22 protein-coding genes, 3 tRNA genes and 1 pseudogene are annotated in these 24,205 nt (G+C 51.6%); 18 read left to right on the forward strand and 8 right to left on the reverse strand.

Features of this window, described 5'->3' with window-relative positions; translation table 11 throughout:
* Positions 1-34 precede the first annotated feature (34 nt).
* Together fdxA and mutS are read right to left on the reverse strand one after the other, a co-directional pair.
* Complete coding sequence (gene fdxA, locus CHH28_RS08780; RefSeq protein ID WP_094059957.1) at positions 35-364, reverse strand: ferredoxin FdxA; 330 nt, start codon at positions 362-364, stop codon at positions 35-37.
* A gap of 178 nt (positions 365-542) precedes the next feature.
* Positions 543-3,104: a DNA mismatch repair protein MutS gene (gene mutS, locus CHH28_RS08785; RefSeq protein WP_094059958.1), complete on the reverse strand. Its 2,562-nt coding sequence runs from the start codon at positions 3,102-3,104 to the stop codon at positions 543-545.
* 121 nt (positions 3,105-3,225) lie between these two features.
* Between mutS and CHH28_RS08790 the strand changes: the two genes are divergently transcribed.
* The 4 genes from CHH28_RS08790 (at position 3,226) to CHH28_RS08805 (ending at position 6,715) form a co-directional block, all read left to right on the forward strand.
* Entirely contained in the window at positions 3,226-3,708 is a 483-nt protein-coding gene (locus CHH28_RS08790; protein WP_094059959.1) for a CinA family protein, read from the forward strand.
* A 123-nt stretch (positions 3,709-3,831) separates the two neighbouring features.
* A complete protein-coding gene (gene recA / locus CHH28_RS08795) occupies positions 3,832-4,872 on the forward strand; it encodes a recombinase RecA (RefSeq protein WP_094059960.1) in 1,041 nt (346 codons plus the stop codon).
* Positions 4,853-5,338, forward strand: a complete 486-nt coding sequence (locus CHH28_RS08800; protein ID WP_157729845.1) for a regulatory protein RecX — start codon at positions 4,853-4,855, stop codon at positions 5,336-5,338. The genes recA and CHH28_RS08800 overlap by 20 nt, the downstream gene beginning before the upstream one ends.
* Positions 5,339-5,710: 372 nt before the next feature.
* Positions 5,711-6,715: a helix-turn-helix domain-containing protein gene (locus CHH28_RS08805; RefSeq protein ID WP_094059962.1), complete on the forward strand. Its 1,005-nt coding sequence runs from the start codon at positions 5,711-5,713 to the stop codon at positions 6,713-6,715.
* Positions 6,716-7,118: 403 nt separating this feature from the next.
* On the opposite strand, the gene CHH28_RS08810 is transcribed toward CHH28_RS08805, so the two are convergent.
* The gene (locus tag CHH28_RS08810) at positions 7,119-8,411 is read right to left on the reverse strand and encodes an NAD(P)/FAD-dependent oxidoreductase (protein ID WP_094059963.1); all 1,293 of its coding nucleotides are present in this window, start codon (positions 8,409-8,411) and stop codon (positions 7,119-7,121) included.
* 619 nt (positions 8,412-9,030) lie between these two features.
* Here CHH28_RS08810 and CHH28_RS08815 point away from each other — a divergent pair.
* On the forward strand, positions 9,031-9,603 hold the full coding sequence (locus CHH28_RS08815) for a hypothetical protein (protein ID WP_094059964.1): 573 nt from the start codon (positions 9,031-9,033) through the stop codon (positions 9,601-9,603).
* A gap of 70 nt (positions 9,604-9,673) precedes the next feature.
* On the opposite strand, the gene CHH28_RS08820 is transcribed toward CHH28_RS08815, so the two are convergent.
* From CHH28_RS08820 to CHH28_RS08830, 4 genes are all read right to left on the reverse strand, one after another.
* Positions 9,674-10,663 carry an alpha/beta fold hydrolase gene (locus CHH28_RS08820; protein WP_157729846.1) on the reverse strand — a complete coding sequence of 330 codons (990 nt, stop codon included), beginning with the start codon at positions 10,661-10,663 and terminating at the stop codon, positions 9,674-9,676.
* Between the two features lie 17 nt (positions 10,664-10,680).
* Entirely contained in the window at positions 10,681-10,926 is a 246-nt protein-coding gene (locus CHH28_RS19865; protein ID WP_157729847.1) for a hypothetical protein, read from the reverse strand.
* Between the two features lie 2 nt (positions 10,927-10,928).
* A complete protein-coding gene (locus CHH28_RS08825) occupies positions 10,929-11,912 on the reverse strand; it encodes a hypothetical protein (protein ID WP_094059966.1) in 984 nt (327 codons plus the stop codon).
* Between the two features lie 79 nt (positions 11,913-11,991).
* A complete protein-coding gene (locus CHH28_RS08830) occupies positions 11,992-12,192 on the reverse strand; it encodes a YgaP family membrane protein (RefSeq protein ID WP_094059967.1) in 201 nt (66 codons plus the stop codon).
* Positions 12,193-12,642: 450 nt separating this feature from the next.
* Here CHH28_RS08830 and alaS point away from each other — a divergent pair, with 450 nt between their 5' ends.
* From alaS to CHH28_RS08900, 13 genes and pseudogenes are all read left to right on the forward strand, one after another.
* Positions 12,643-15,270 (forward strand): alanine--tRNA ligase, encoded by a 2,628-nt coding sequence (gene alaS, locus CHH28_RS08835; RefSeq protein WP_094059968.1) that lies wholly within the window; start codon positions 12,643-12,645, stop codon positions 15,268-15,270.
* A 205-nt stretch (positions 15,271-15,475) separates the two neighbouring features.
* Complete coding sequence (locus tag CHH28_RS08840; protein WP_094059969.1) at positions 15,476-16,708, forward strand: aspartate kinase; 1,233 nt, start codon at positions 15,476-15,478, stop codon at positions 16,706-16,708.
* Between the two features lie 180 nt (positions 16,709-16,888).
* A complete protein-coding gene (gene csrA, locus CHH28_RS08845; RefSeq protein ID WP_094059970.1) occupies positions 16,889-17,083 on the forward strand; it encodes a carbon storage regulator CsrA in 195 nt (64 codons plus the stop codon).
* A gap of 132 nt (positions 17,084-17,215) precedes the next feature.
* A tRNA-Ser gene (locus tag CHH28_RS08850) sits at positions 17,216-17,306 on the forward strand.
* 92 nt (positions 17,307-17,398) lie between these two features.
* Positions 17,399-17,475: transfer RNA gene (locus CHH28_RS08855), tRNA-Arg, on the forward strand.
* Positions 17,476-17,512: 37 nt separating this feature from the next.
* A tRNA-Arg gene (locus CHH28_RS08860) sits at positions 17,513-17,589 on the forward strand.
* 954 nt (positions 17,590-18,543) lie between these two features.
* Positions 18,544-18,927, forward strand: coding sequence for a transposase (locus tag CHH28_RS20600; RefSeq protein WP_094059972.1), 384 nt, complete (start codon positions 18,544-18,546; stop codon positions 18,925-18,927).
* A pseudogene (locus CHH28_RS08875) lies at positions 18,888-19,322 on the forward strand (IS5 family transposase); the annotation flags it as partial. The gene CHH28_RS20600 and the pseudogene CHH28_RS08875, both read left to right, overlap by 40 nt.
* Before the next feature lie 46 nt (positions 19,323-19,368).
* A complete protein-coding gene (locus CHH28_RS08880; RefSeq protein WP_094059974.1) occupies positions 19,369-19,761 on the forward strand; it encodes a hypothetical protein in 393 nt (130 codons plus the stop codon).
* 87 nt (positions 19,762-19,848) lie between these two features.
* Positions 19,849-20,394 (forward strand): nucleotidyltransferase family protein, encoded by a 546-nt coding sequence (locus CHH28_RS08885; protein ID WP_233243805.1) that lies wholly within the window; start codon positions 19,849-19,851, stop codon positions 20,392-20,394.
* A 100-nt stretch (positions 20,395-20,494) separates the two neighbouring features.
* Positions 20,495-20,911: a hypothetical protein gene (locus CHH28_RS08890; RefSeq protein WP_094059976.1), complete on the forward strand. Its 417-nt coding sequence runs from the start codon at positions 20,495-20,497 to the stop codon at positions 20,909-20,911.
* Between the two features lie 91 nt (positions 20,912-21,002).
* Entirely contained in the window at positions 21,003-21,686 is a 684-nt protein-coding gene (locus CHH28_RS08895) for an SDR family oxidoreductase (RefSeq protein WP_094059977.1), read from the forward strand.
* A gap of 125 nt (positions 21,687-21,811) precedes the next feature.
* Positions 21,812-22,369 carry a nucleotidyltransferase family protein gene (locus tag CHH28_RS08900; RefSeq protein WP_094059978.1) on the forward strand — a complete coding sequence of 186 codons (558 nt, stop codon included), beginning with the start codon at positions 21,812-21,814 and terminating at the stop codon, positions 22,367-22,369.
* A gap of 551 nt (positions 22,370-22,920) precedes the next feature.
* On the opposite strand, the gene CHH28_RS08910 is transcribed toward CHH28_RS08900, so the two are convergent.
* The gene (locus tag CHH28_RS08910) at positions 22,921-24,192 is read right to left on the reverse strand and encodes a TRAP transporter large permease (protein WP_094059980.1); all 1,272 of its coding nucleotides are present in this window, start codon (positions 24,190-24,192) and stop codon (positions 22,921-22,923) included.
* Positions 24,193-24,205 lie beyond the last annotated feature (13 nt).

Genomic DNA, 24,205 nt, shown 5'->3' on the forward strand with positions numbered 1-24,205 from the left:
CGCGGCCTTTTTTGTTTTAGGGGCTTTAGGGGCCTTAGCGCTCTAAGTATTGCAACTTATCGGCAACGCCGTCCCACTCTGCGGCATCTGGCAGTGGATCTTTTTGCTCGGTGATGTTGTTGTCGGCCCACTCTTCAGACAATTCTGCATTCAGCTCGATGTATTGCTCCTGACCTGCAGGTACTTCATCTTCTGAATAAATAGCTTCTGCTGGGCACTCAGGCTCACACAGAGCACAATCGATGCACTCATCCGGGTGAATCACCAAGAAGTTGGGGCCTTCGTAGAAACAGTCTACCGGGCATACCTCAACACAGTCTGTATATTTGCATTTAACGCAGTTATCGGTAACCACAAACGCCATGCGTTTAGTCTCCTAATCAACGGTCTTTGGACGCCCGGTTTGAGACGTCTCGTTATTGTGCGCAACCTGAAACAGGTCGAATGGGCGCAATTCTAGGTAGCTGCAGCGGCTACGGCAAGTTTTACGCTAGACGCTTGGGTTATAGTCTTATGACCCCAAGCGTTTAAATCCAGTATTTTTATAACAAAGACTTAAGTTCGTACAACAGCTCTAACGCCTGTTTAGGACTTAGTTCGTCCGGGTTGGCTTGTTGCAGTGCTTCTTCGACTGCTGATGGCATCGCCGCAAATAAGTCACTTTGTAGCGGTGCAGGTGAGGTCGATGGTTGCCCTTGCGTGGCCGGCAGCTCAGTATTTTCCAGCAGCATCAGCTTCTGTTTGGCTTGGGCAATAACGCTGACAGGGACCCCCGCCAACTGCGCCACTTGCAGACCATAGCTTTGTGACGCCGGACCAGATTCCACCGAATGTAAGAACACGATGCGATCATCGTGTTCGGTCGCCTTCAGATGCAAGTTGATGGCATTGTCATAGTGCTCGGGTAGGGCAGTCATCTCAAAATAATGCGTGGCGAACAAGGTGTAGGCCTTTACCTGCTCGGCCAGATACGCTGCACTGGCCCAGGCCAAAGAGAGGCCATCAAAGGTGCTGGTGCCACGGCCGACTTCGTCCATCAATACCAGGCTGTGCTGGGTAGCATTATGCAGAATGTTGGCGGTTTCGGTCATTTCCACCATAAAGGTTGAACGACCACCGGCAACGTCATCCGATGAGCCCATGCGAGTGAAGATACGATCGACTGGGCCAATGCGACAGGCATCTGCTGGTACATAGCTGCCGATGTGTGCCAACAGCGTAATCACAGCGACTTGGCGCATGTAGGTCGATTTACCACCCATGTTAGGGCCGGTGATGATCTGAATCCGTGCATCATTCGTAAGCTGGGTATCGTTGGCGACAAACGGATCGGTGAGTAGCGCTTCCACCACAGGGTGGCGGCCGCCTTCAATGGCGATCACGTCGTCGGCGACCAGCTCGGGTGCTTGCAAGCGTAACGTTTCTGCGCGCTCTGCCAGGTTGGCTAATACGTCCAGTTCAGACAACGCAGCTGCGCTAGTTTGCAGCGCAATCAGCTCTTCTCCCAGTGCTGTGATGAGCTCATCGTACAGGGCTTTTTCACGGCTCAACGCACGGCTCTTGGCGCTCAGGGCCTTATCTTCGAACGTTTTCAGCTCGGGTGTGATAAACCGCTCGGCGTTCTTCAGCGTTTGGCGGCGAATGTATTCGGTCGGCGCTTGCTCGGCCTGGGACTTACTGATTTCAATGTAATAGCCGTGCACACGGTTATAGCCGACCTTGAGCGTGCTCAAGCCGGTGCGTTCGCGCTCACTTTGCTCCAGCTTAAGCAGGTAGTCGCCGGCGTTTTCACTCAGGCTGCGCAATTCATCGAGCTCTGCATCGTACCCTGGCGCAATCACGCCGCCATCGCGAATAACCACCGGAGGATTGTCGATGATGGCACGGTGCAGTTTCGACACCCAATGTGGGAACTCTTGAATACGTTCATGCAGTTCGCCGGCCAGGTCGGCGTCTAGGTTGCTTAGCTCAGCACGCAGCGTCGGCAGTTGTGTCAGCGCGTCACGTAACTTGGCTAAGTCTCGCGGACGCGCAGACCCCAGTGCGACGCGCGATAGAATCCGTTCAATGTCGCCCACCTGACGCAGCACATCGTGCAGCGGTTGCCACACATATTGGCTAATAAACTGAGATATCAATTGTTGGCGTAGGCGCAGCGTTTGTTGCTGGCGCAGCGGTCGATTCAGCCAGCGACGCAACAGTCGGCTACCCATTGCGGTGGCGGTTTTATCCATCACCCAAGCCAGGGTGTGTTGTCCATCGCCTTGTTGGTTAACGTCAATTTCCAAGTTACGCCGTGACGCCGGGTCAATCAGAATGGCATCGTCCGGTTGCTCGACGCTGAGCGAGCGGATATGTGGCAGCTGATTGCGCTGCGTATCGCGCGCATAGTGCAATAACGCGCCGGCGGCACAAATGGCGTGCACCATGTCTTGGCAGCCGAAGCCGCGTAGATCGCGAGTTTTCAGCTGCTCCGTCAGCAAACGCAGGGCGGTGTCGGTGTCGAAATGCCATGGCGCCATGCTGCGACTGCCCGGACGTTCAGTGAGGCTGGCTGGGTAAGAAGTGTTTTCGTTATACAGCAGCTCCGCTGGGCGCAGACGCTCGACTTCGGCCAGCAGCGCTTCTTCACCCTGGACTTCGATGACGCTAAAGCGACCAGAGCTGAGCTCCAAGATGGCCAAGCCATGCTGCTGTTGTTGACTGGACAGGGCCACCAGCAGGTTATCGCTGCGCTCATCGAGAAAGGCTTCGTCGGTCAGTGTGCCCGGAGTTACCACCCGCACCACTTTACGCTCTACCGGCCCTTTGCTGGTTGCCGGGTCGCCAATTTGCTCAGCAATGGCCACCGATACACCGGCTTTTACCAGGCGCGCGATGTAGTTCTCGGCAGAATGGAACGGCACGCCGGCCATTGGGATCGGCTCGCCGCCGCTTTGGCCCCGTGCTGTCAGGGTGATGTCGAGTAGCTGGGCGGACTTTTTCGCATCGTCAAAGAACAGCTCGTAAAAGTCGCCCATGCGGTAAAACAGCAAGGTATCGGGAAAATCCGCTTTGATACGCAAGTATTGTTGCATCATGGGAGTATGCTGAGCTTTCGGCATCGCAGGCGGATCCTTTCGTGGTAATCTGGCGCAAATAACGGACGACGCTGCCAGCCAGTTGCCCTAGGCTGGATCATCGCAAAGCGGCGAATTGTAAGTGGGATCGCTGGAGGATACAAAAATGACGTCACGTACCGATAGCATTCTGGCGCTGGCGGAAATGCTGCAAAGCCGAGATTTACGTTTGGTGACCGCCGAGTCGTGCACCGGCGGCGGTGTGGCCACCGCACTGACCGACGTACCCGGCAGCTCTGCCTGGTTTGAATGTGGTTTTGTCACTTACTCCAATGCCGCCAAAATTCGTTATCTGGATGTCCCCGTTGCCACATTGGAGCAATTTGGAGCCGTTAGCGAAGACACGGTACGCGCCATGGTACGCGGTGCGGTTAACAACAGCCTCGGCGATATAGCGGTGGCGATCAGCGGCATTGCCGGGCCAGACGGTGGCAGTTTGGACAAACCGGTGGGCACGGTGTGGTTTGCCTGGGGCACAGATGAGGCGCAAATCACCGAATGCTGCCGCTTTGACGGCAGTCGTTCAGACGTTCGAGAGCAGGCGGTAACACAGGCCATTCAAGGTTTGTGTCACTGGTTGGCGTCTTGAATCTGTTTTTTTGTACAGTATTTTCATCAGACCTCTTGGCGCCCCGAAACGGCTATGCTTAAATACTGGTTAAATTTACAGTAAGCCGTCAGGCACCTCTTTATTCTGCATAAGGACACCATCATGGATGCAAACAAGCAAAAGGCGCTTGATGCGGCGCTGGGCCAAATAGAACGTCAGTTTGGTAAAGGCGCCATCATGAAAATGGGCGAGCAGCCACGCGAAGCCATTCCAGCCATTTCAACCGGATCGCTGGGGCTGGACATAGCGTTAGGCATTGGTGGCCTGCCTGTCGGTCGTATTGTTGAAATCTATGGCCCGGAAAGCTCGGGCAAAACCACCATGTGTCTGTCGGTGATGGCGCAAGCGCAAAAAATGGGCAAAACCGTGGCCATTATTGATGCCGAACATGCTCTTGATCCGCTGTACGCAGAAAAGCTCGGCATTGACCTTGATAGCTTGCTGGTATCCCAGCCGGACACAGGCGAACAGGCGTTGGAAATCTGTGACAGCTTGGTGCGCTCAAACGCAGTGGACGTGATTGTGGTGGACTCGGTTGCAGCTCTTACCCCAAAAGCAGAAATTGAAGGTGAAATGGGCGACAGCCACGTTGGCCTGCAAGCGCGCTTGATGTCACAGGCGCTGCGCAAAATTACGGGTAACGTCAAAAACGCCAACTGTTTGGTGATTTTCATTAACCAAATTCGTATGAAAATTGGTGTGATGTTTGGTAGCCCAGAAACCACAACCGGCGGTAATGCGCTGAAATTCTATTCTTCTGTGCGCCTCGATATTCGTCGTACCGGTTCGGTGAAGCAGGGTGACGAGGTGGTCGGTAACGAAACTCGCGTTAAAGTCGTTAAAAACAAAGTGTCACCGCCATTCACTCAAGCTGAGTTCCAGATTATGTACGGCCGTGGTATTTACCACATGGGCGAAGTTATCGACCTGGGTGTTAAGTGCGGCTTTGTCGATAAGTCAGGCGCATGGTACAGCTATAAAGGCGATAAGATCGGCCAGGGTAAAGCTAATGCGGCTGCCTTCCTGGAAGAACACCCAGAAATGGCGCAGGAAATCGAAGCATCGATTCGTGCTCAGTTGCTGAAGGTGCCTACTACAGCCGAAGAAAATGCCAGCACTGACGATGCAGAAGCCGAACTCTGAGCTGGATGATCTGACGAGTTTGAAAAGCGCCGCGGTCGAGCTACTCGCGCGGCGCGATTATTCTCGTCACGAACTAACACGCAAACTTTCCCCTCGAACCACTCAACCACAGCTGTTGCAGCAAGTGCTGGATGAGCTGGTTGAAAAAGGTTGGCAATCGGATCAGCGCTTCGCCCAGTTATACGCACGCAGCCGTTGCCAGCGTGGCCATGGTCCAATGCGTATTCGCCAAGATATGCGGCAAAAAGGCTTAGCCGATACGCTGATTAGCCAAACGCTAGAGTCACTCGATATAGACTGGTTTGAACTGGCACATGAGGCGGCGCAAAAGAAAATAAACAGCTTGGCAAATGACCCTAAGTGGCGAGAAAAACTGTATCGGTTTTTGGGCTATCGCGGTTTTTTATCGGAGCAAATTCAGGTAGCAATAGAACAAGTGCAGCAGCAGTCTGAGCGTAGTTACTAAGCAAGCCACTTGCTTATCGCTTCACAATCACCTGATCGGTTACTCCGTTATTTTCTATTGTGCGACGATCGTCGTGCCAAGACCTTTCCTTAACACATATTGCTTTTTCAATGGACGCTGTGCTGTCCACTTGGAGTACCAGCATTTACGGAGTACAGGCTGACATTAATGTCATTGATGTCAAAAGGTACGTAAATATCAGACTGTCGTCTCAGTCCATTGACACCTTGTATCGCGATATAGATGATCGCTGGACCAGAATAACTCACACCAGTTCTCTGTCCTGAATAGTCCGCACAAATAATATGTTGCGCAGTAGGGCGCTTGATCGGCACTTGCCGAGCCTGGACCGGTATCGAAGCAGGAAGTGCTATGGAACCATCGCTGCAGATGGATGCGTTGCTGGCGCAGCAGCTGCTCCAACACGCCAGCCAATACTCAGGAGACCTTATAGCCCCAAACGCGGTGGTGTCTTGGCTACCTGAAGTCTCCTCAGCTAAATGGGTCGATAGCCGTCGCTTCGCTCAGCTGGCCGATCAATTAAGCGCATACAATGGATTGCAGTCGATGGTCAGTGCCGGTGACGGTTTGGCCTGTGGGGATTGGCCGACGGGAAAGGTATTGGCGCACGCGCCGAATTTGGCCGCTGGGCTGCAAAGTGCCTTTGCACTGGCTGCTTGGCTGCCCCCCTCGGCCTGGCTGTGTCTGGGTGAGCAGCACGATTTGAGTATTCACATCAGTCCGCGTGCATCGGAATCTGTGCAACTCTTGGCCATTAGTTGGCTGGCCAGCGCTTGCTGCAACGCGCTTGGTTCGGCGCAGGGGGTAACTCTCATTAGCCCGCCGCAATGGCATCGTTGGTTACAGCCGCTGCAGCCAGTGCTACGTGATGGCGAACAGCTGCAGTTGTATATTTCCAGCCACGCAGCTCACACGGGTTTAAGCAACCATTGCCACAATAGTTATTCGACCCGCCAGCGGGCCTGCCGTCGCGAGCAGCAAAAACTGGTGCAACACATCGAGTTTTATCAGCAATTAAAGCAAGCGATTCAAGACCAACTGCACATCCGGCCGGTCAACCAGGCTTACCTGGCGCGGTTGTTCAATACCAATGTGCGTAATCTGCAACGCCGTTTGCAGACTTTAGGAACTAATTATCAAACATTACTGGATGAAGCTCGGCGCAGTTTAGCGATGACCCTACTAGCAGATGCATCGCTGCCGCTATACGAAATATCGTTTCGTATTGGTTACACCGAACCCAGTGCCTTTTATAAAGCATTTCGGCGTTGGACAGGCATGACTCCGGGCGCCTACCGACGACGCTACCATTCCCAAGTAAAACACAGCACGGTGATGCCTTACCGTATCGGCTAAAAAGTGGCGTTTTACATCGCTGTAGCCAAAAATATTTCCGGCAGATGGGCTGCTGCTTCAGATAAGACTTGCTTCACTCATTAATTTATCGACAAAGAAGCTGTCGCTTGGCGTCTTGCTAAGTGACAGTGGTGACAAGGGCTCGTTAACACTATTTCGATCACGCTGTTATGAACTGAACACCCCTCAAGCAAGGCGCGAAGAGGGATGTTTAACGAGTTAAATGAAGGGTGAGCAACACAGATTCAGGGGGCAGCCATACCCTGAAGGGCTGGCGTCCGTTTTCCCCTGAGTTGCGCTGCTCGTTGCTGATTTAACCCGTTAAATCACGCTGCTCATGCATCACTCCAGAAAAAACTGACTTCCAGCAGCAAAGAGCTAAATAGTGTTAACCGGCCCTAGCTCAATGCAACTTTAACCGTGGTCGAATGACCTTATTAATATGCCCCACCAACGACAACAGCAACGTGTGCCAATAACCGTGTAAGGCGATTTGGTGCAGACGATACAGGGACACATATACCAAGCGCGCAATGCGCCCTTCGATCATCATCGATCCTTGGGTCAAATTCCCCATTAAACTTCCCACCGTGCTGTAGCGGCTGAGCGAGACCAGCGACCCTTTGTCACGATAAACAAAGTCGGGCAATGGTTTATTCTGTTGCCGCGCTTTTAGCACCTTAACCAAGTGTGATGCTTGCTGGTGTGCAGCTTGCGCTCGTGGTGGTACTGCAGTGCCATCTGATTGAATTAAGCAGGCACAATCTCCCAGAGCAAAAATATTCTCATCTTCGGTCTGTAAGCTGGCATTGACCAGCAGCTGATTTACGCGATTTGTCTCTAACCCTAACTGCGCCATAAATGACGGTGCGCGTACACCGGCGGCCCACACCTTTAATTGCGCGGTAATACGCTCACCGCTTTTGGTCTCAAAGCCTGAATCATCGGCAGAGGTAATAAAAGTACTGGTTTTGACCTGCACACCGAGTTTTTCTAACTCGCGCGTCGCGGCTGCAGAAATGCGCGGCGGTAGCGCTGGTAAAATACGCTCGCCGGCTTCAATTAAGGTCACTTTGAGGTGCTCTGGCGTTACGTGTTTAAGGCCATAGCTCACCAACACCTCAGCGGTGTTATACAACTCAGCCGATAGCTCAACACCCGTCGCGCCAGCGCCAACAATGGCGATCTCTAGGTCGCGTGGCTGTTGCGTTTCCATCGCTGCATTGGTGCGCAAAAACTCGTTCAACAATACCTGATGAAAGCGCTCGGCTTGATCGCGGCTATCAAGAAATATGCAATGCTCTTTAGCACCGGGCGTACCGAAGTCATTGGTGACACTGCCAATGGCCAGCACCAGCGTGTCGTAACTCACGCGTCGTTCGGCCAGGACCTCGCGGCCCTCGTCGTCCAGCATGGGCGCAAGAATCACCTGTTGCTGCTCTCGGTCCAAGCCGCTCATGCGTCCAATCTGAAACTGGAAACCATGGCGTTTGCCGTGCGCACGGTAGTTCAGCTCATCGATGCCAGAATCGAGAGCGCCGGTTGCGACCTCATGTAATAGCGGCTTCCATAAGTGAGTTGGGTTACTGTCAATCAGTTCAATAACGGCCTTGCCTGATTTGCCTAGGCTGCGTCCCAGCTGAGTAGCCAGTTCCAGTCCTCCGGCGCCACCTCCGACGATAACGATACGTTGCATGATAAGTACTCTCAAATGAAGGAATTTCGGGCCAACCGGCTAGGCAAGGAGGTTGGCCTGAAACACCTTAGTCGAGATTATACGCCCAATGGCCAATGATGCACGATGTGGGACAGTGCGGTGCAGTTGACGACCCAGTGTGGCGATCATCACAAAAGTGCTATCGACAGAGACATTCTGAATCACTGTGAGATATGTCCTACAGAAGCGTTGCGCAACATGATGGACAATGTGCTCCATGCTTCAGTCGGCTAGCTGTCTAGGTGAGTGATGATGTTGCATGAGCCATGATGTTGCATGAGAGATTGGTACGATAGAGAAACGTATGGATGCCAACAACTCACTGCAAAACTGTCTTGAATTCCGCTGGAAATGTACAGCCAGGCATTCGCGTAGCAGTAGCGTGGATGAAAAAGTGCATGCGGAAGGTTTAGTCTATGCGGAGATGACTCGGTTTCTGAGTTCTGATGCTGGCTTTAAAACATCGCCACTCGATTTATTAAGAGTAAGAAAGCTCGCAAATGGTCTGACGAAGAAGAAATATTGCAGCTTGAGATGCGATAAATAAACAATTTATTGATTATAAAAGCGCCGCAAGGCGCTCTTGTTTGGAGTGAATATGCGTAAGTTCTTAGCATTGGCAGGTTGTCTAACTGCCTTGTCGTCTGTGATCGCCGAGCCACTGACGGAAAAGCAAATGCACGAATACCACATGGTGGCTCCGATGATGGAGTCGGTATTTACTGAGTTTGTTGAAGAAACACCCGAAACTAAAAAAGCGTTGCAGAAAGCTGCGTTCGATTTTAACGACCACGCCACCAAGCTGAAGCTATTGCGTCAGTTGGAGCATGGCAGTGGCTTTTTGGCCGTGGCTGAAGCGCCCATGCGCCAAGCGACGGGTTTCGATAACGCTGATGAGTGGGCCGCCGTTGGTGATCGCATTAGTTGTTTGCGTATGGGTATTTTTGCGGTGTCCATGTCTGCTGGTATGTCCGGTGAGCTCAGCAGCGAAGATATGGATCAATTCCCGTACTATTTTAGCGACAGCAGCAAGCCTGCCGATAAACGTGAGAAGTACACTAAAATGCTGACGGAGTTTGTCGAAGAGCGTGGCTGCACGGATGTTAAAGACGTCAGTCTTTATCTGAACAACGTCAAGCGCTGGGACGAAATGGCTCAGTCAGACGCTTAGTAAGCGGATGAAGGCGTGCTCGGCACGCCTTGTTTATCGCAGTGATTCATCTTTGTATGTTGAAGCTGTGTTACTGGTCTTCCGGTTTTGGGGCTGTGTGCTCTTCTACGTGTTCATGCAAGTGTTTTTCCATGTGCTGCGCTATCCACTCCAATAACCGCTCGTTTATCTCTTGCGGTTTATCGTGCGCCAGCCAATGTGTGGCATCCGGGTAGGTTATCAAGCGTCCATTGACAGTCCGCTGCTGACTGCTTTCCGCCATCGATAGTGTTAATGCTAGGTCTTTTTCACCCCACAGTATTTGCGTAGGCGCGCTAACCATGGCTTTACCGGCGATTTTAGGGCGATAGCGCAGCATGGCGCGGTAATAATTCAGTTTGGCGGTTAAGGCGCCTGGAATACGCCAGTGCTCGTTGAGTTGTTGCCAATCCTGCGGCTGGTAGGCACCAGGGTTGCTGGTGGTTTTTATGGCATCGGCGAGCATGCGATAGTTGCCCATGCGAATTACCCACTCGGGCAGCCAAGGCAGCTGGAAGAAGAAAATGTACCAACTTTTTAGCAGCTGTTTTGGTGAGCTGCGCAGCTGCGATAAAAACGCCCTCGGATGTGGGGCATTTAAAATACTCAAGCTCAGCAACTCATCGCTGTAATGAATGCCAAACCACCAAGCAATGGCGCCACCCCAGTCATGGCCCACCAGATGACAGCGCTCGTAGCCTGCCGCGCGAATAACCGCACGGACATCGTCGCAAATCATGTCCATACGATAATCGGCAATTTTGCTGGGTTTGTCGGAGTGCCCGTAACCAATCATATTGGGCACCAACACCCGATATCCTGCATTGACCAGCGGTGCTATTTGATGGCGCCAGGTCGCCCAGCATTCTGGAAAGCCGTGAAGCAAGACGACCAAGGGGTTACCGGGCTCGCCGTAGCAGCGGGTTTCCAGTTGTCGTCCATGGCGGCCCAAGTGCTCAACGTTGGCTTGGCCATGTGCGGCATCGTCGAGTGGCTGTGCGGGCTGTTGCTCGGTTGCGGCTGTATTGCTGTGTGCTGTCATGCTTACATCCTGTTTGCTTACTGAAATTGCACCAATCCCATCAGGGTCACTATCGACAGCAGCATAACGGCCACCGCGGCACTCTGTAAGGTGTATCGCAGCCATATTGGCCAAGTTAAATAGGCCTGATGCAAATACAGAAATTTGATGTGGCCAAACGGCCCCACCGCCAGGCGCAACATCCATATGGTGGCCGATAACACCAGTGCGATTAACAGCAGCGGAATCATCACGCCTCCGTCCAAAGGCAGAATTAACACCATTACTACTCCGCAGTCACTTGAGACCACATAGTGTGACAGTTTTGTTGATTCAGCGCTTCCTCGGCGCTGTAAACGCTGAGCTGTTGGCACTGCTGCAACAGCTGCTGGATGCGCGGTAAATAATCGCTGTCATCCAGGCGTCGCAGGCTGCGGGCAAATTCGTAATGGATAACGGGTAACCCCGGTTGCAGCTGCGAAGCTTTCTCCAATTCCATAACCGCCTTGTCTGCACTGGCGCCGTAGGTCAGGCGACCGACAAAAGAACCCACCCGCTCGACAATGCCTGCGTGTAGGCCACCCAAGGCGGCTGGATACAAGGCAGATTGCGGCGCTTGCTGCTGCAGCTGTTGCAAGCGCTCACGGGTGTCATCCAATAAGCCGGACGACGCTGCAGCACTGGTACTGAGCAACTCCAACGTGCGCGCTTGGGCGTAGGCCAAACCAAAACGGGCAAAAGCATGCTCAGGTGCCAGCGGTAATAGCTGACGTGAGTGCTCGCTGACCTGGTGAAACCCGGCTAGTCGAGCATCCTCGTTGGGCTCCAACAAGGTCAAATACATCAAGCGTGAATACAGCGCCGGAATATTACCCACCGGGCCAAGCTGCACACCTAACTCATAGGCCTGTTGAAACTGGCCGCTAAAATGTAGCCGCCAGACCTGTTGCATGGCGTCAGCCAGCGGTTGCCATTGCTGTTGTGCTAATGCCTTGAGTGCTGGATGAGCGTGCGGCTGTTGTGCCAACTCAAGCATGCGTCGCTGGAGTTTGGGGTAGCGTTGTAACAATGCTTGCAGCTGGGCTTGATCTGGAAAGGGCAAATCGCTGGCAGCGGTGAGCTGTGGCCAATATTGCTGCAGACGCTCGCCGCTGTAATCAAAAGCTGGCAGCTCGCCTGGGTAGGCGTGCCAAGACTCAGGTTGTGCCGCGATGACCTGAACGCAGACAAGCGCTGCCAGCAGTAAAAAATTAAGCTGTAATCGCAACATGACTGGGTACCCGTGGAAGACTCGCCGTGCAGTATACCGATGCGCCGTCAAACCCAGAGGTGGAATTCAGCCTGCTGTGTTACAGCGCTGTGCCGTGTGGTACCCCGAGTTTTCTGAGTATCATCGCCAGCGGACAAAAGCCGGTAAACGCCGCTTGCAGCATATTGATGCCAACAAACGCGGTGAAACCCAGCCAGTAGATATGGTGCAGTTGCGACAACAACACGCTCAGCACAACAAAACTGCCCGCGACGGCGAACACAACGCGATCGATATTCATGGTGCGCCTCTGGTTATATATCAATATTCTAATGTAGTTATGTGTTGTGGTGCTGTCCAGTGCAGATGCACGATACTGCCTAACAACACCGCATGGCGGATGTATTGCCAATGCTTGAGCTGCGTCGGGCAGAGCGTCAAGCCGTTGCAGTAAGCCCGGTGCAGTAAGCCCAGTGCAGTAAGCCCGGAGCAGACCATCCAGACCAAGCGGCTGGCTTAGCCACAGAGGCTGAGCAGGCCATTTGCGTTAGGGTCCGGAGCGAGTCTTCTGATGTGGCTCCTACTAGATGTGACTTCCAAGAGAGTCCTGTAACTGAACAGCCAGCTGCACCGCGGAGATATGGCCTTGTGGCTGGGAGCAATCACGCTGTAGCGGTCGCCATGCTGTTATTCAGGCCACACAAACCGCTATACTTCGCCCCTTGTTTTAATCAGTGATAATGCAACCGCTATGAAAAGCTCAGAGATACGTCAGAAGTTTCTCGACTTCTTTGCCTCCAAAGGGCATGAAGTTGTGGCCTCCAGTCCCCTGATCCCGGGAAATGACCCGACTTTGCTGTTCACCGCCGCCGGTATGGTGCAGTTTAAAGACGTATTTCTCGGCGCCGACCAGCGCAGCTACACCCGCGCCACCAGTTCACAGCGTTGTTTGCGCGCCGGTGGTAAGCACAACGATCTGGAAAACGTCGGTTACACCGCACGCCACCACACCTTCTTTGAAATGCTGGGCAACTTCAGCTTTGGCGACTACTTCAAAGAAGACGCGATTAAGTTCGCTTGGGAGTGCTTAACCTCTGAGCAGTGGCTCAATCTGCCAGTTGAGAAGTTGCTGGTGACTGTGTACGCCGATGACGACGAAGCCTACAACTTGTGGCATGAAAAGATCGGTCTGCCGGAAGAAAAGATCATCCGCATCGGCGATAACAAAGGCAGCCGCTACGCCTCGGATAACTTCTGGCAAATGGGCGATACCGGCCCGTGCGGCCCGTGTACTGAAATCTTCTACGACCACGGCGAACACATTTGGGGCGGCCCTCCAGGCTCGCCAGAGGAAGACGGCGATCGTTTTATTGAAATCTGGAACATCGTTTTCATGCAGTTCGACCGTCAAGCCGACGGCGAAATGAAATCGCTGCCTAAGCCTTCGGTCGATACCGGCATGGGCCTGGAGCGTATTTCTGCGATTTTGCAGGGAGTACACAGCAACTATGAAATCGATATTTTCCAGGCGTTGCTGGCCGCGGCAGGCGAACTGACTGGCTGCAAAGACAGCGAAAATAAATCGCTGCGAGTCATTGCCGACCATATTCGCTCCACCGGCTTTATGATCATCGATGGCGTATTACCGTCCAATGAAGGCCGTGGTTATGTGTTGCGCCGCATTATTCGCCGTGCTATTCGCCACGGTCATATGTTGGGTGCGCCTTTGGGCTTTTTCCATAAATTGTTCCCGGCGCTGGTCGAACAAATGGGCGACGCTTACCCAGAGCTGGCCAATTTGCAGGAGCATGTGCAAAAAGTGCTGCGTCTGGAAGAAGAGCAGTTTGCCAAAACTCTGGATAAAGGCATGGCCATTTTGAACGAGGCCATTGCTGAATTGGACGGTGATACCATTCCTGGCGAAACCGTCTTTAAGCTGTACGATACCTTTGGCTTCCCATTCGATTTAACCGCTGATGTGGCGCGTGAAAAAGAACTGAAAGTCGATGAAGATGGCTTTAACGCGGCGATGGAAAAGCAGCGTGAAACCGCCCGTGGCGCCAGCAACTTTGGTGCCGTGGCGAGCAAAGGTCTGAATATAGACGGTGAAACTCAGTTCCTCGGTTACAGCCAGCTGGAAAACCAAGGCCAAGTCAAAGCGCTGTTTAAAGACGGCGCTGCCGTCGACAGCCTGAGCGCAGGCGATGAAGCCATCTTGGTGTTGGACGAAACCGCGTTTTACGCCGAAAGCGGTGGCCAGGCTGGTGACAGCGGCTTCCTAAAAGCCGACGGCGTGGTATTCCAAGTAAAAGACACCAGCAAAGACGGCAAAAACCATTTGCACCAGGGCGTGCTGGTGGAAGGCAGCGTCAAATTGGGCGATGCGTTGACCGCTTGCGTCGATGCTGAAAAACGCCAAACCACGGCGCTGCATCACTCTGCAACACACTTGTTGCACGCTGCTTTGCGCAACGTCTTGGGTGAGCATGTGGCGCAAAAAGGCTCGCTGGTGACCTACGACAAGCTGCGTTTTGACTTTTCTCACCTTGAGGCGGTCAGCGCTGATGAACTGCGCCAGATCGAAAATATGGTTAACGCCCAGATTCGCGCTAACACCGACGTCAGCACTCGTTTAATGAACATCGACGATGCCATGGCCTCCGGTGCCATGGCCTTGTTTGGTGAAAAGTACGACGACGAAGTGCGCGTCTTGTCGATGGGTTTGGATAACTTCTCGGTAGAGCTGTGCGGCGGTACCCACGCCAAGCGCACCGGTGACATCGGTGTGCTGAAAATCACTGCCGAAAGCGGCATTGCGGCGGGTATTCGCCGTATCGAAGCGGTGGTGGGGCAGCACGCGCTGGAGTTTATCGCCAGCGAAGAAGCGGCGCTGGCCAACATTGCCGGGCAATTGAAGGGCAGCCGTGAAAACGCCGCCGACAAAGTCAGCCAGCTGGTAGCGCGCAGCCGTCAGCTGGAAAAAGATCTGGATGCATTAAAAGCAAAACTGGCTTCCAGTGCGGGTTCTGATTTGGCTGGCCAAGCCAAAGACGTGAACGGCGTAAAAGTGCTGGCGGCGCAAATGGACGGTGCTGACGTACCGGCGCTGCGCAACACCATGGATCAGTTGAAAAACAAACTGGGCAGCGCAGCGATCATGCTGGCGGCCAATAACGACGGCAAAGTCACCTTGCTAGCGGGTGTGACCAAAGACCTGATTGGCAAAGGCAAAGCCGGTGATGCGGTCAAAACCTGCGCTCCTTTGGTAGACGGGCGTGGCGGCGGTAAGCCAGAAATGGCCCAGGCGGGTGGTCAAAAACCAGAAGGCATCGCCGATGCGCTGGCAGCCTTTGAGCAATGGGCCAACGAGACCTTCTAAGCTCGCGGCCAATGCCAAGCGCAAATAGGCGGTGTCAGCTTAGCTGGCCCGCCTTTTTCTTGTAGGGCGCTTAGCAACTGGGCGTTAAAGCATCGTCAAAATCGCCAACAAGTCAGGCCGCGACTGGGCGCCCGTCCTTCCTTGCCAGCGCCATTTGTTGTTTAATTAGCGACCTTTTTCCACCGTCGAATGGCATGGCAGCAGTATGGCGCTTTATGTACAGAAGTTTGGCGGCACATCAGTGGGCAGTATTGAGCGCATTGAGCACGTTGCCGACAAGGTAAAAACCTTTCACGATCAAGGTCATCAAATCGTCGTGGCGGTGTCCGCCATGAGCGGCGAGACCAACCGCTTGATCGGTTTGGCCAGCGATATTTCTGACACCCCCACCCCCAGAGAAATGGATGTGTTGGTGTCGACCGGCGAGCAAGTCACCATTGCTTTGTTGGCCATGGCGCTGCAAAAACGCGGCGTTAATGCGCGCTCGTTTACCGGCTGGCAAGTGGGCATTAAAACCGATAACTCGTACATGAAAGCCCGCATTGAAGACATCGACACCAGCGCGATGCGTGCGCAACTGGACGCTGGCGGCGTGGTGGTGGTGGCTGGCTTCCAAGGCATCGACGACGACAACAACATCACCACGTTGGGCCGGGGCGGCTCTGATACCACAGGTGTGGCGCTGGCGGCGGCGTTGGGCGCTGATGAATGCCAGATTTATACCGACGTTGATGGCGTTTACACCACCGATCCTCGTGTGGTTCCTGCGGCGCGTCGGATGGAAAAGGTCACCTTTGAAGAAATGCTGGAAATGGCCAGCCTAGGCTCCAAAGTGCTGCAGATTCGCTCGGTCGAATTTGCCGGCAAATACAAAGTTCCGCTCCGTGTGCTGTCCAGCTTTAAGGATGGCAACGGCACTCTGATTACGATGGAGGAGAACAGCTCCGTGGAAAACCCTGTTATCTCTGGTATTGCATTTAATCGCGACGAAGCCAAAGTCACCATCAAGGGCGTGCCGGACATTCCTGGCGTGGCGTCGAAAATTCTGGTGCCGATCAGCGATGCCAACATCGAAGTCGACATGATCATTCAGAACGTCTCGGCCGATGGCACCACGGACTTCACCTTTACCGTTCATCGCAATGATTATCAGAAGGCGTTGGATATTTTGCGCGATACTGCCACTGAGCTGGAAGCGCGTGAAGCCACCGGAACTGATGACATCTGTAAGGTGTCTATGGTGGGCGTGGGCATGCGCTCTCACGCCGGTGTCGCCAGCAAGATGTTTAAAACTCTGGCGGATGAGAACATTAACATCCTCGCGATCACCACCTCAGAGATCAAAATCTCGGTGGTCATCGAAGAGAAGTATCTGGAGCTGGCCGTTCGTGCTCTTCACACCGCATTCGGTTTGGACGCGGAAGAAGAAACGGCCTAAGCCCCGACCTTTATTAAGGCTTGGCCAGCGAGGGCGGGGTCTTAATAACCAAACGTTCTCAGAGCTGGTCGAGTTGTCGCTTTAAAACTGGTCACGCTGGTCAATACTGAAGCAGACACTCTGGGAACGGCATTAGCCAACAGCACCCTAGAAACACACAGACATGTCAGGAGTAGACATATGCTTATTTTAACCCGTCGCGTCGGCGAAACTCTGATGGTAGGGGATGACGTTACCGTCACCGTACTGGGCGTTAAGGGAAACCAGGTTCGCATCGGTGTTAACGCACCCAAAGAAGTGGCGGTTCACCGCGAAGAAATCTATCAGCGCATCCAGCGCGAGAAAGAGGGTGATGAGCCAAGCGGCAACTACTGATCCTCTCTTCGCTGCCCGTAGCCGCCTCCCTGGCGCGGGCACTTCTCCCGCCTATCTTCGCTAAACACTTAATTTCTTTAAAATTTTCCCTTGGCAAATCGTCAAAACATGGTACTATGCGCGCCGTGTCTTGGAGAGATGGCCGAGTGGCTGAAGGCGCGCCCCTGCTAAGGGCGTATAGGTTTATACCCTATCGAGGGTTCGAATCCCTCTCTCTCCGCCACTTTTCTTTGCTGTGTTTCACAGCGAGAAGCGTAGAAATAGAATGTTGACAGCCTTGTTGATATACCTATAATACGCGCCCCACGATGATGCGCGCTCGTAGCTCAGCTGGATAGAGTACCTGGCTACGAACCAGGCGGTCGGAGGTTCGAATCCTCCCGAGCGCGCCATTTTCCTCTTGGAATTTACATCGTGACAATCTGATGCGCGCTCGTAGCTCAGCTGGATAGAGTACCTGGCTACGAACCAGGCGGTCGGAGGTTCGAATCCTCCCGAGCGCGCCATCTTTTCTCTGCTTCGTTCGAAGCGACCAATTTCCAAATCGAAAGTTGTTTTCTGTAGCTGCTGTTAGCGCGACGGAGATTCGCACCTCCTTAGGTTCGGCTCGAGCATCGCTGTGTGAGCGCAGAGAGCGTCGGAGCATGCGACGACGGCCCGAAGGGTAAACCATCCTCCCGAGCTTTTCGGCTACGGCGTATTTATTCCTACTTCCCGTGAGCCGTGTAGCTCTCTGGCTAATCCCTTTCCCTCCTTGAGGGATCTTATCCCTCACGCCGGGCGGGCGAACTCCCTGCTGTGCGCCGTACAGGCCTTTAATCCTGCGTTTGCAATGCTGTGGTCGCCGCATCACAAAAAGGCTACGTCCGTGTAGGCCTTTTGTTGGTGCCGCCGTCCTGGCAGCACCTGCGAGCACAGTCATTGCCCACTTCGGCGGCCTGCTAGGCGCGTGCGATTGATACCGCGATATCAAGGTTGTTTGAAATGCTGTTGCTCTCCTTGAGGGTTAATATCTCTCACGTCAGGAGGGTGATGTGCGCCATACAGGTCTTTATTCCTGTTGCGCAACACGGTGGCCTGCTAAGGCGCAGCAATCATGTACGCGAGAGTGAGTTGTGGATATGCCGCTAGTACATTTCCCAGTGCTGGCGAGGCTAGGCACGCTTTCCTAGCCGGCTTGCCTGTATTTCCTTGGGGTGGTAGCTTAAACGGCCTAGAAATCAGTGAGTCAGTCTTAGGGAGCCAGAGCATTGAGGTGTGGATAGTAGGTGAGTACGTTTTTTCAAGGAGGGAATGTGAAAGAAAGGAAGATATCAACTGCAAATCAATAGCTTGGAAAAGATACCTCGAATAGTTCTAGTTTAAAAAATAGGCTTGTACAGCTATTAAGCTGTTAGAAGCTGTTTCATAACCTTCAGTCCGATATAATAATCAAAACTATCAGCTTCAACTCCTCCACCATGAAACGTTCAACCTCAGAACTGACCGGCCAACAGTGGGCACACATTGAGCCTTGTTTACCCAGCCTGCCTCGTGGCAAAGGGGGGCCCAAACCTATCAGCAATCGAGCCTGTTTCGAGGGCATTTTATGGGTCTTACGTTCGGGTGCGCGCTGGCGTGATCTACCCGAGCGCTATCCTTCACCGAGTACCTGCTGGCGCCGCCTTCAGTACTGGGAAGAGCAAGGTGCATGGGTCAAAGCCTGGCGTAAGCTTCTTCGCGTTCTGGATCAACAGTCGCGGATAAATTGGGAAGAATCGTTTTCTGATGGCAGTTTTGCACCCGCAAAAAAAGGAGCCTCGGTGTTGGAAAAACCAAGCGTGGTAAGGGGGCGAAGTGGATGATAGTCGTCGATGGCGAAGGCATTCCCATCGGGCTGACACTTGGCTCAGCGTCACCGGCGGAGGTCAAGCTGATTGAGGCTTTGTTAAATGTTTCCTATAGCAAGAGCAAGGTGAAGCGTTTGATTTACGATAAAGCGGCAGACTCTGATCCTCTGCGAATGGCGTTAAAGAAACGGGGCGTTGATCTCATTTGTCCACATCGTCGAAACAGGAAAAAAGCGCCGTTGCAAGATGGTAGAAAGCTGAGAAGGTACGACCGTCGCTGGAAAGTAGAGCGTACGTTTGCTTGGCTTGGAAATTATCGGCGATTGGTGGTTCGATGGGAAAGAAAGCTCTCAATGTATCGAGCCTTCTTTCACGCCGCCTGCATGATGATCGTGCTAAAGAAGTTGTGAAACAGCTTCTAGGCATTCACTACATTGGCGAATAAGGAGGTATACCATGAAAGTAGTTATATTTACTTTTTGGGTAATTATCATCGCAGGATGCTCAGATACGACTGAAAATCTCTCGGTTAAGGTTGGAGGTAATATTATCAAAATAAGTGGTGATGACTACAAAATAGTAACCTTGCTTGATAAAACCTCAGAGCCAAAATCAGTAGACGCAAAGCTAATAAAGAGTGTTGAAAGCCCAATTGAAATGATCAAGCTACCCATGAGTATCCAAAAATCATGGAGATTCGAAACGAAAGAGTGTGGTTATTTAGATTTCTATGAGGCATTGACTGGTGAAGTTTTATGTATGCAGTGTGATGCTAACTCATACAGTTATAAAGAATGTCCTCTTGAATTCATGGCGATTGATACACTTCGGTTCAATGTTCAAGATTAAGCCTAACCACGCCAAGCAAGAACCGCCGCGAAAAGCGTGATTAGACCTTGATCTTGCGCCGCATAGCTTAGTGTTAGGACTCACAAGTTGGAACTTACCAGTCAAGTCATTAAATGGATTGAATCTGATAGTTATCGGATGGAAGCGCTGGTGCTTGCCTCAAAACTGGGCTTGGATGATTGGTGCTTGGCAGCTGGATTTGTTAGGAACTTAATCTGGGATAAGCTGCATTCGAAGAGTACTTTAACTCCACTGAATGACATCGACTTAATATACTTTGATGGTAATACCATTGCGGAAGATTCAGATGTTAGGTACGAGGAAAAGCTAAAGTCGTTGAGTGATCATCCATGGTCTGTCAAAAATCAAGCGAGAATGCATATTCGCAATAATGACCAGCCGTACTTTTCCACTTCCGATGCAATGAGCTATTGGGTTGAGGTTGAAACTGCTGTTGGTGCTACTTATTCAGAGGACTTTGGAGTTTCTATCGTTGCTCCTTTCGGGCTAGAGGCGAATTTCAGTAATTCGATCACTTTAAACAGTAAACGCCCGAAACCAAGTGATTTTCGGAAGAGAGTTACTGAAAAGGAGTGGCCTATATTGTGGCCGAATCTAGAGGTGATATCCTAACAGATTGCAGCACCCAACCCGTTATGGTCTTTGGAGAAATAGTTCACTGGCGTTCATTGTTTGCCGGTGTGCGAAAACGTTTTGCATCAAGGAGTCGAGTGTGTTGGATCCAATAATCCAAGAAGAAACCACTGGTTGTGGTATTGCTGCAGCAGCTAATATCCTTGGCATGAGCTATGCAGAAATGAAAGCTATTGCCAACAATATGGGCATACATGCCTCGGATGAAGGTCTGTGGTCTGACACGCAATATGTCCGTCGTATGCTTTCATCTCAAGGCGTGAGTACATCAGGCCAAGAAACGCCATTCATATCATGGTCTGACCTTCCCGATTTAGCATTGCTTTCTATCAAACACTATCATGAGGCTGGCAAAGATTTCTGGCATTGGGTTGTTTTTAAGCGCATCAATGATCAAGAATTTGTACTTGATTCAGCTAGTTACCTATCGTCAAATCTACGCCAAGACTTTGATGCCATGCAGCCTAAGTGGTTTATTGAGGTTGCAAATGCGTAATAAGGCCCGGAACAATCGTGCATCGTGTTGGACTCACCACTGAGTGGCTCGCCTATACCGGCGGAGTTATACGAATAAGGAAACTTAGAAAATGGAAACAGTCTTAATCACCGGCGCTTCAAGAGGTATTGGGCTTGAACTAACTCGTCAGTTTTTAGCTTTAGGTTATAGCGTCATCTCGACTTACCGTGGTCAGCCTTCAATACAGCTAAAAAGCCTGCTCGTTCATAGTTCGTTGAAACTGTATGAACTAGAGGTGACCGATGAAACCTCAATAGCGAATTTGGTTGCTAAGTTGTCCAATGTTCAGTTAGACATACTTATCAACAACGCGGGTGTTATTGGTTCAGACAAGCAGTCCATGGAAGCTATCGACTCAAAAGAATGGCTCAACACCTTTGCCGTGAACTCAATTGCGCCTCTTATGGTTAGCCGAGCACTTTTAGGACTTCTCGAAACTAGCGCTCACCCTCGTATTATTACCGTCTCAAGCCAAATGGGATCATTGAACCGAGAAAGCTATGGTATGTATGCGTATCGAAGCTCTAAAGCAGCGGTGAATAAAGTCATGCAAGTACTGGCATTAGAATTAAAGCCAAAAGGAATAGTTGTTTGCCCAATCCATCCAGGCTGGGTTAAAACGGATATGGGTGGTAAAGATGCTGATATTACTGTTGAGGAAAGTGCGTCAGGTATAGTTAAGCTTTCTCGTAGCCTTACTATAGAACAAAGCGGTAAGTTCTTAACATGGCAAGGTACGGAGCATGTCTGGTGACTTCGTATAGTAAAATTTTCGAGAGGGATTCGTAATAGATAGCAGTTTTGCTATATGTTGAGTTTAGTGATTAAGGTAATATTCAAAAAATCGATATTTCGTTTTTCACACCTCAGCAGGGCGATATGATTATGAATGAAAAGTACTTAGTCGATACTATTTCTAGTGTTCCTGAGATTATGGAGCTGCTGACGATTCTGAATGATGTAGAGCTTCCAAATCACTACTTGGCTGGAGGCTCCATTACTCAGGCTGTTTGGAATAGAAAGCTTGGAAATGAACCACTATATAGGGTTAAAGACTTTGATGTAGTTTACTTCGACCAAGACGAAGCTATGTCGGAGAAAGAATACGAATTTCTCATAAATTCGGGAAAGAGACACTCAGTTCCTGTAGATGTTAAGAACCAAGCCAAGGTCCACGAATGGTACGGTAAAAAGTTTGGCAATAACATAGCGCCGCTGACAGAATCGGAAGATGGTATTCGCATGTGGCTACCCTGTTTCGCCGTGGGGGTTCGTCTTGTTAAGGGTGCTGTAAACGTCTTCGAACCTTTTGGTTTAGAAGACCAAGCAAACATGATTATTCGACCTAATAAAACTGCTATGAGTAGAGAAAACTATGATTCGATGAATCGTAGTTTTAAACAAAGATGGCCAAATATTGAAATCAAGGATTGGTAACCATTAACAAGACGAACCCCCACGGCGAAAAAGTAGCACTCATACGTTGGGTACTATGTAGGCTAGGGAGAGTCATATTTAGAATTAGCAATGGTAGTTCCATACAGCTGTTGTTTTGATGATTGCCGAGAAGTGTTCAGTCTGCTGCAAACTGAGTTGGAGAATCGAACTCTTGGCAGTGGCGACGGCCCGGTTAGTTTCAATGCAGAAGCACCTTTCGTGGTCAGCAAGTAATGTGTTGCGATCCGGTTTACCAATTTCAAAATGACGAAATATGCCAACGAATTGACGATTTGTACCCGGAAATCATGGCTAAGATACAGCAGAGAGCAGACAATTATTACTGGAAATCACAGATTGGCGTAGAGCAACTTGGTGAGAGCCGGGTGCATGCGATTTCGACATTTCTTTTCGACTCCGATGTCGGTAATCGGGAAAGAAGGTATGATCTTGCCCCACTTCAACGGCTCGCTCACCTGTTTCACACTGGTGTTCGTTAACGCAAGACAAGCATCTCTCATTCGAATATCAGGTATAGTCAGGTCATTGAGCTATATGTAGCTGAAGATCATGACCTGTGGAAAGAAGATCAGCGTCAGCGATGCCAGCAGTAGCATGGCGATAAAGGGCGCTGTGCCGCGAATCACCTCCCAGTATGGGCGTTTAAATACTGCAATGGCAGTGAATATGTCGCAGCCAAACGGTGGTGTTGCTGAGCCAATGGCCACTTGTAGAGTAATGATGATGCCGACATGAACCGGGTCTAGCCCGGTTGCGGCCACTGCAGGCGCAAAAATGGGGGTTAGCACCAGAATCACAACAATGGGATCAACGAACATACAGGCAATAAAAAAGGCGATGGAAATGGTTGCTAATACCGCTGTAGGGCCCATGTCGTTAATGCCAATGGCGTCCAGTACGGCTTGTGGCACCTGAGCAAACGAGATGATCCAGGAAAAGCCGTTGCCTATCCCCACCAAAATGAACACGACAGCCGTCACCAGCCCTGTGGTTTTGGCGATTTCATGCAAATCTCGATAGCTCAGTGAGCGGAATACCAGAAATTCGAGAATCAGTGCATAGAACACACAGACGGCGGCTGCTTCAGTCGGGCTGAACACACCTCCGTAAATACCGCCAATAACAATTACCGGGAAGAATAGCGGCCAAATGGCTCGCTTAGTGGCTTGCCAGCGTTCCAGCCAGCTCGACTTCTCTTCTGTGGGCACTTTATTTATGGTCGCGTAGATCAAACAGTAGAGGGAAAACAGCGCCAGTATGAGCAGGCCCGGCCCAATACCCGCTAAAAATAACTCAGCAATCGACGTTTCTGAAATAACGCCATAAATGATCATGCCGATGCTGGGCGGAATCAAAAACGCTATGTCACTGGCATTGATGATGAGCGCCAATGAAAATGGGTCCGAGTAGCCTGCCTTTAGCAACTTTGGACGCAGTGTAGAGCCTACTGCGACAACGGTCGCTTGCGTGGAACCCGACACTGCACCAAATAACGTGCATGATGTTGCGGTGCTGATGGCCAGTCCACCACGCAAGTGACCGATATAGGTCATCACCATGTCGATTATACGGCTCGCGGACTGACCGCGGGTCATGATATCAGCGGCGAGGATAAACATCGGCACCGCGATCAATGAGGCAGGGCGAATGCCGGCAATGACTTGCTGAATAAAAGTGTCCATCTGGCCGATGCCGTCGAACATCATGTAAAAGCCTGTTAAGGCCGCGGCTGTCAGTGGGATCATCATGGGAAAGCCCAGCAGCAGCAAGACGATCATGATGACTATTAATGTCAGTGCCATGCGTTTGGATCCG

It is taken from the genome of Bacterioplanes sanyensis, from assembly GCF_002237535.1.
GTDB lineage: Bacteria > Pseudomonadota > Gammaproteobacteria > Pseudomonadales > Oceanobacteraceae > Bacterioplanes > Bacterioplanes sanyensis_A.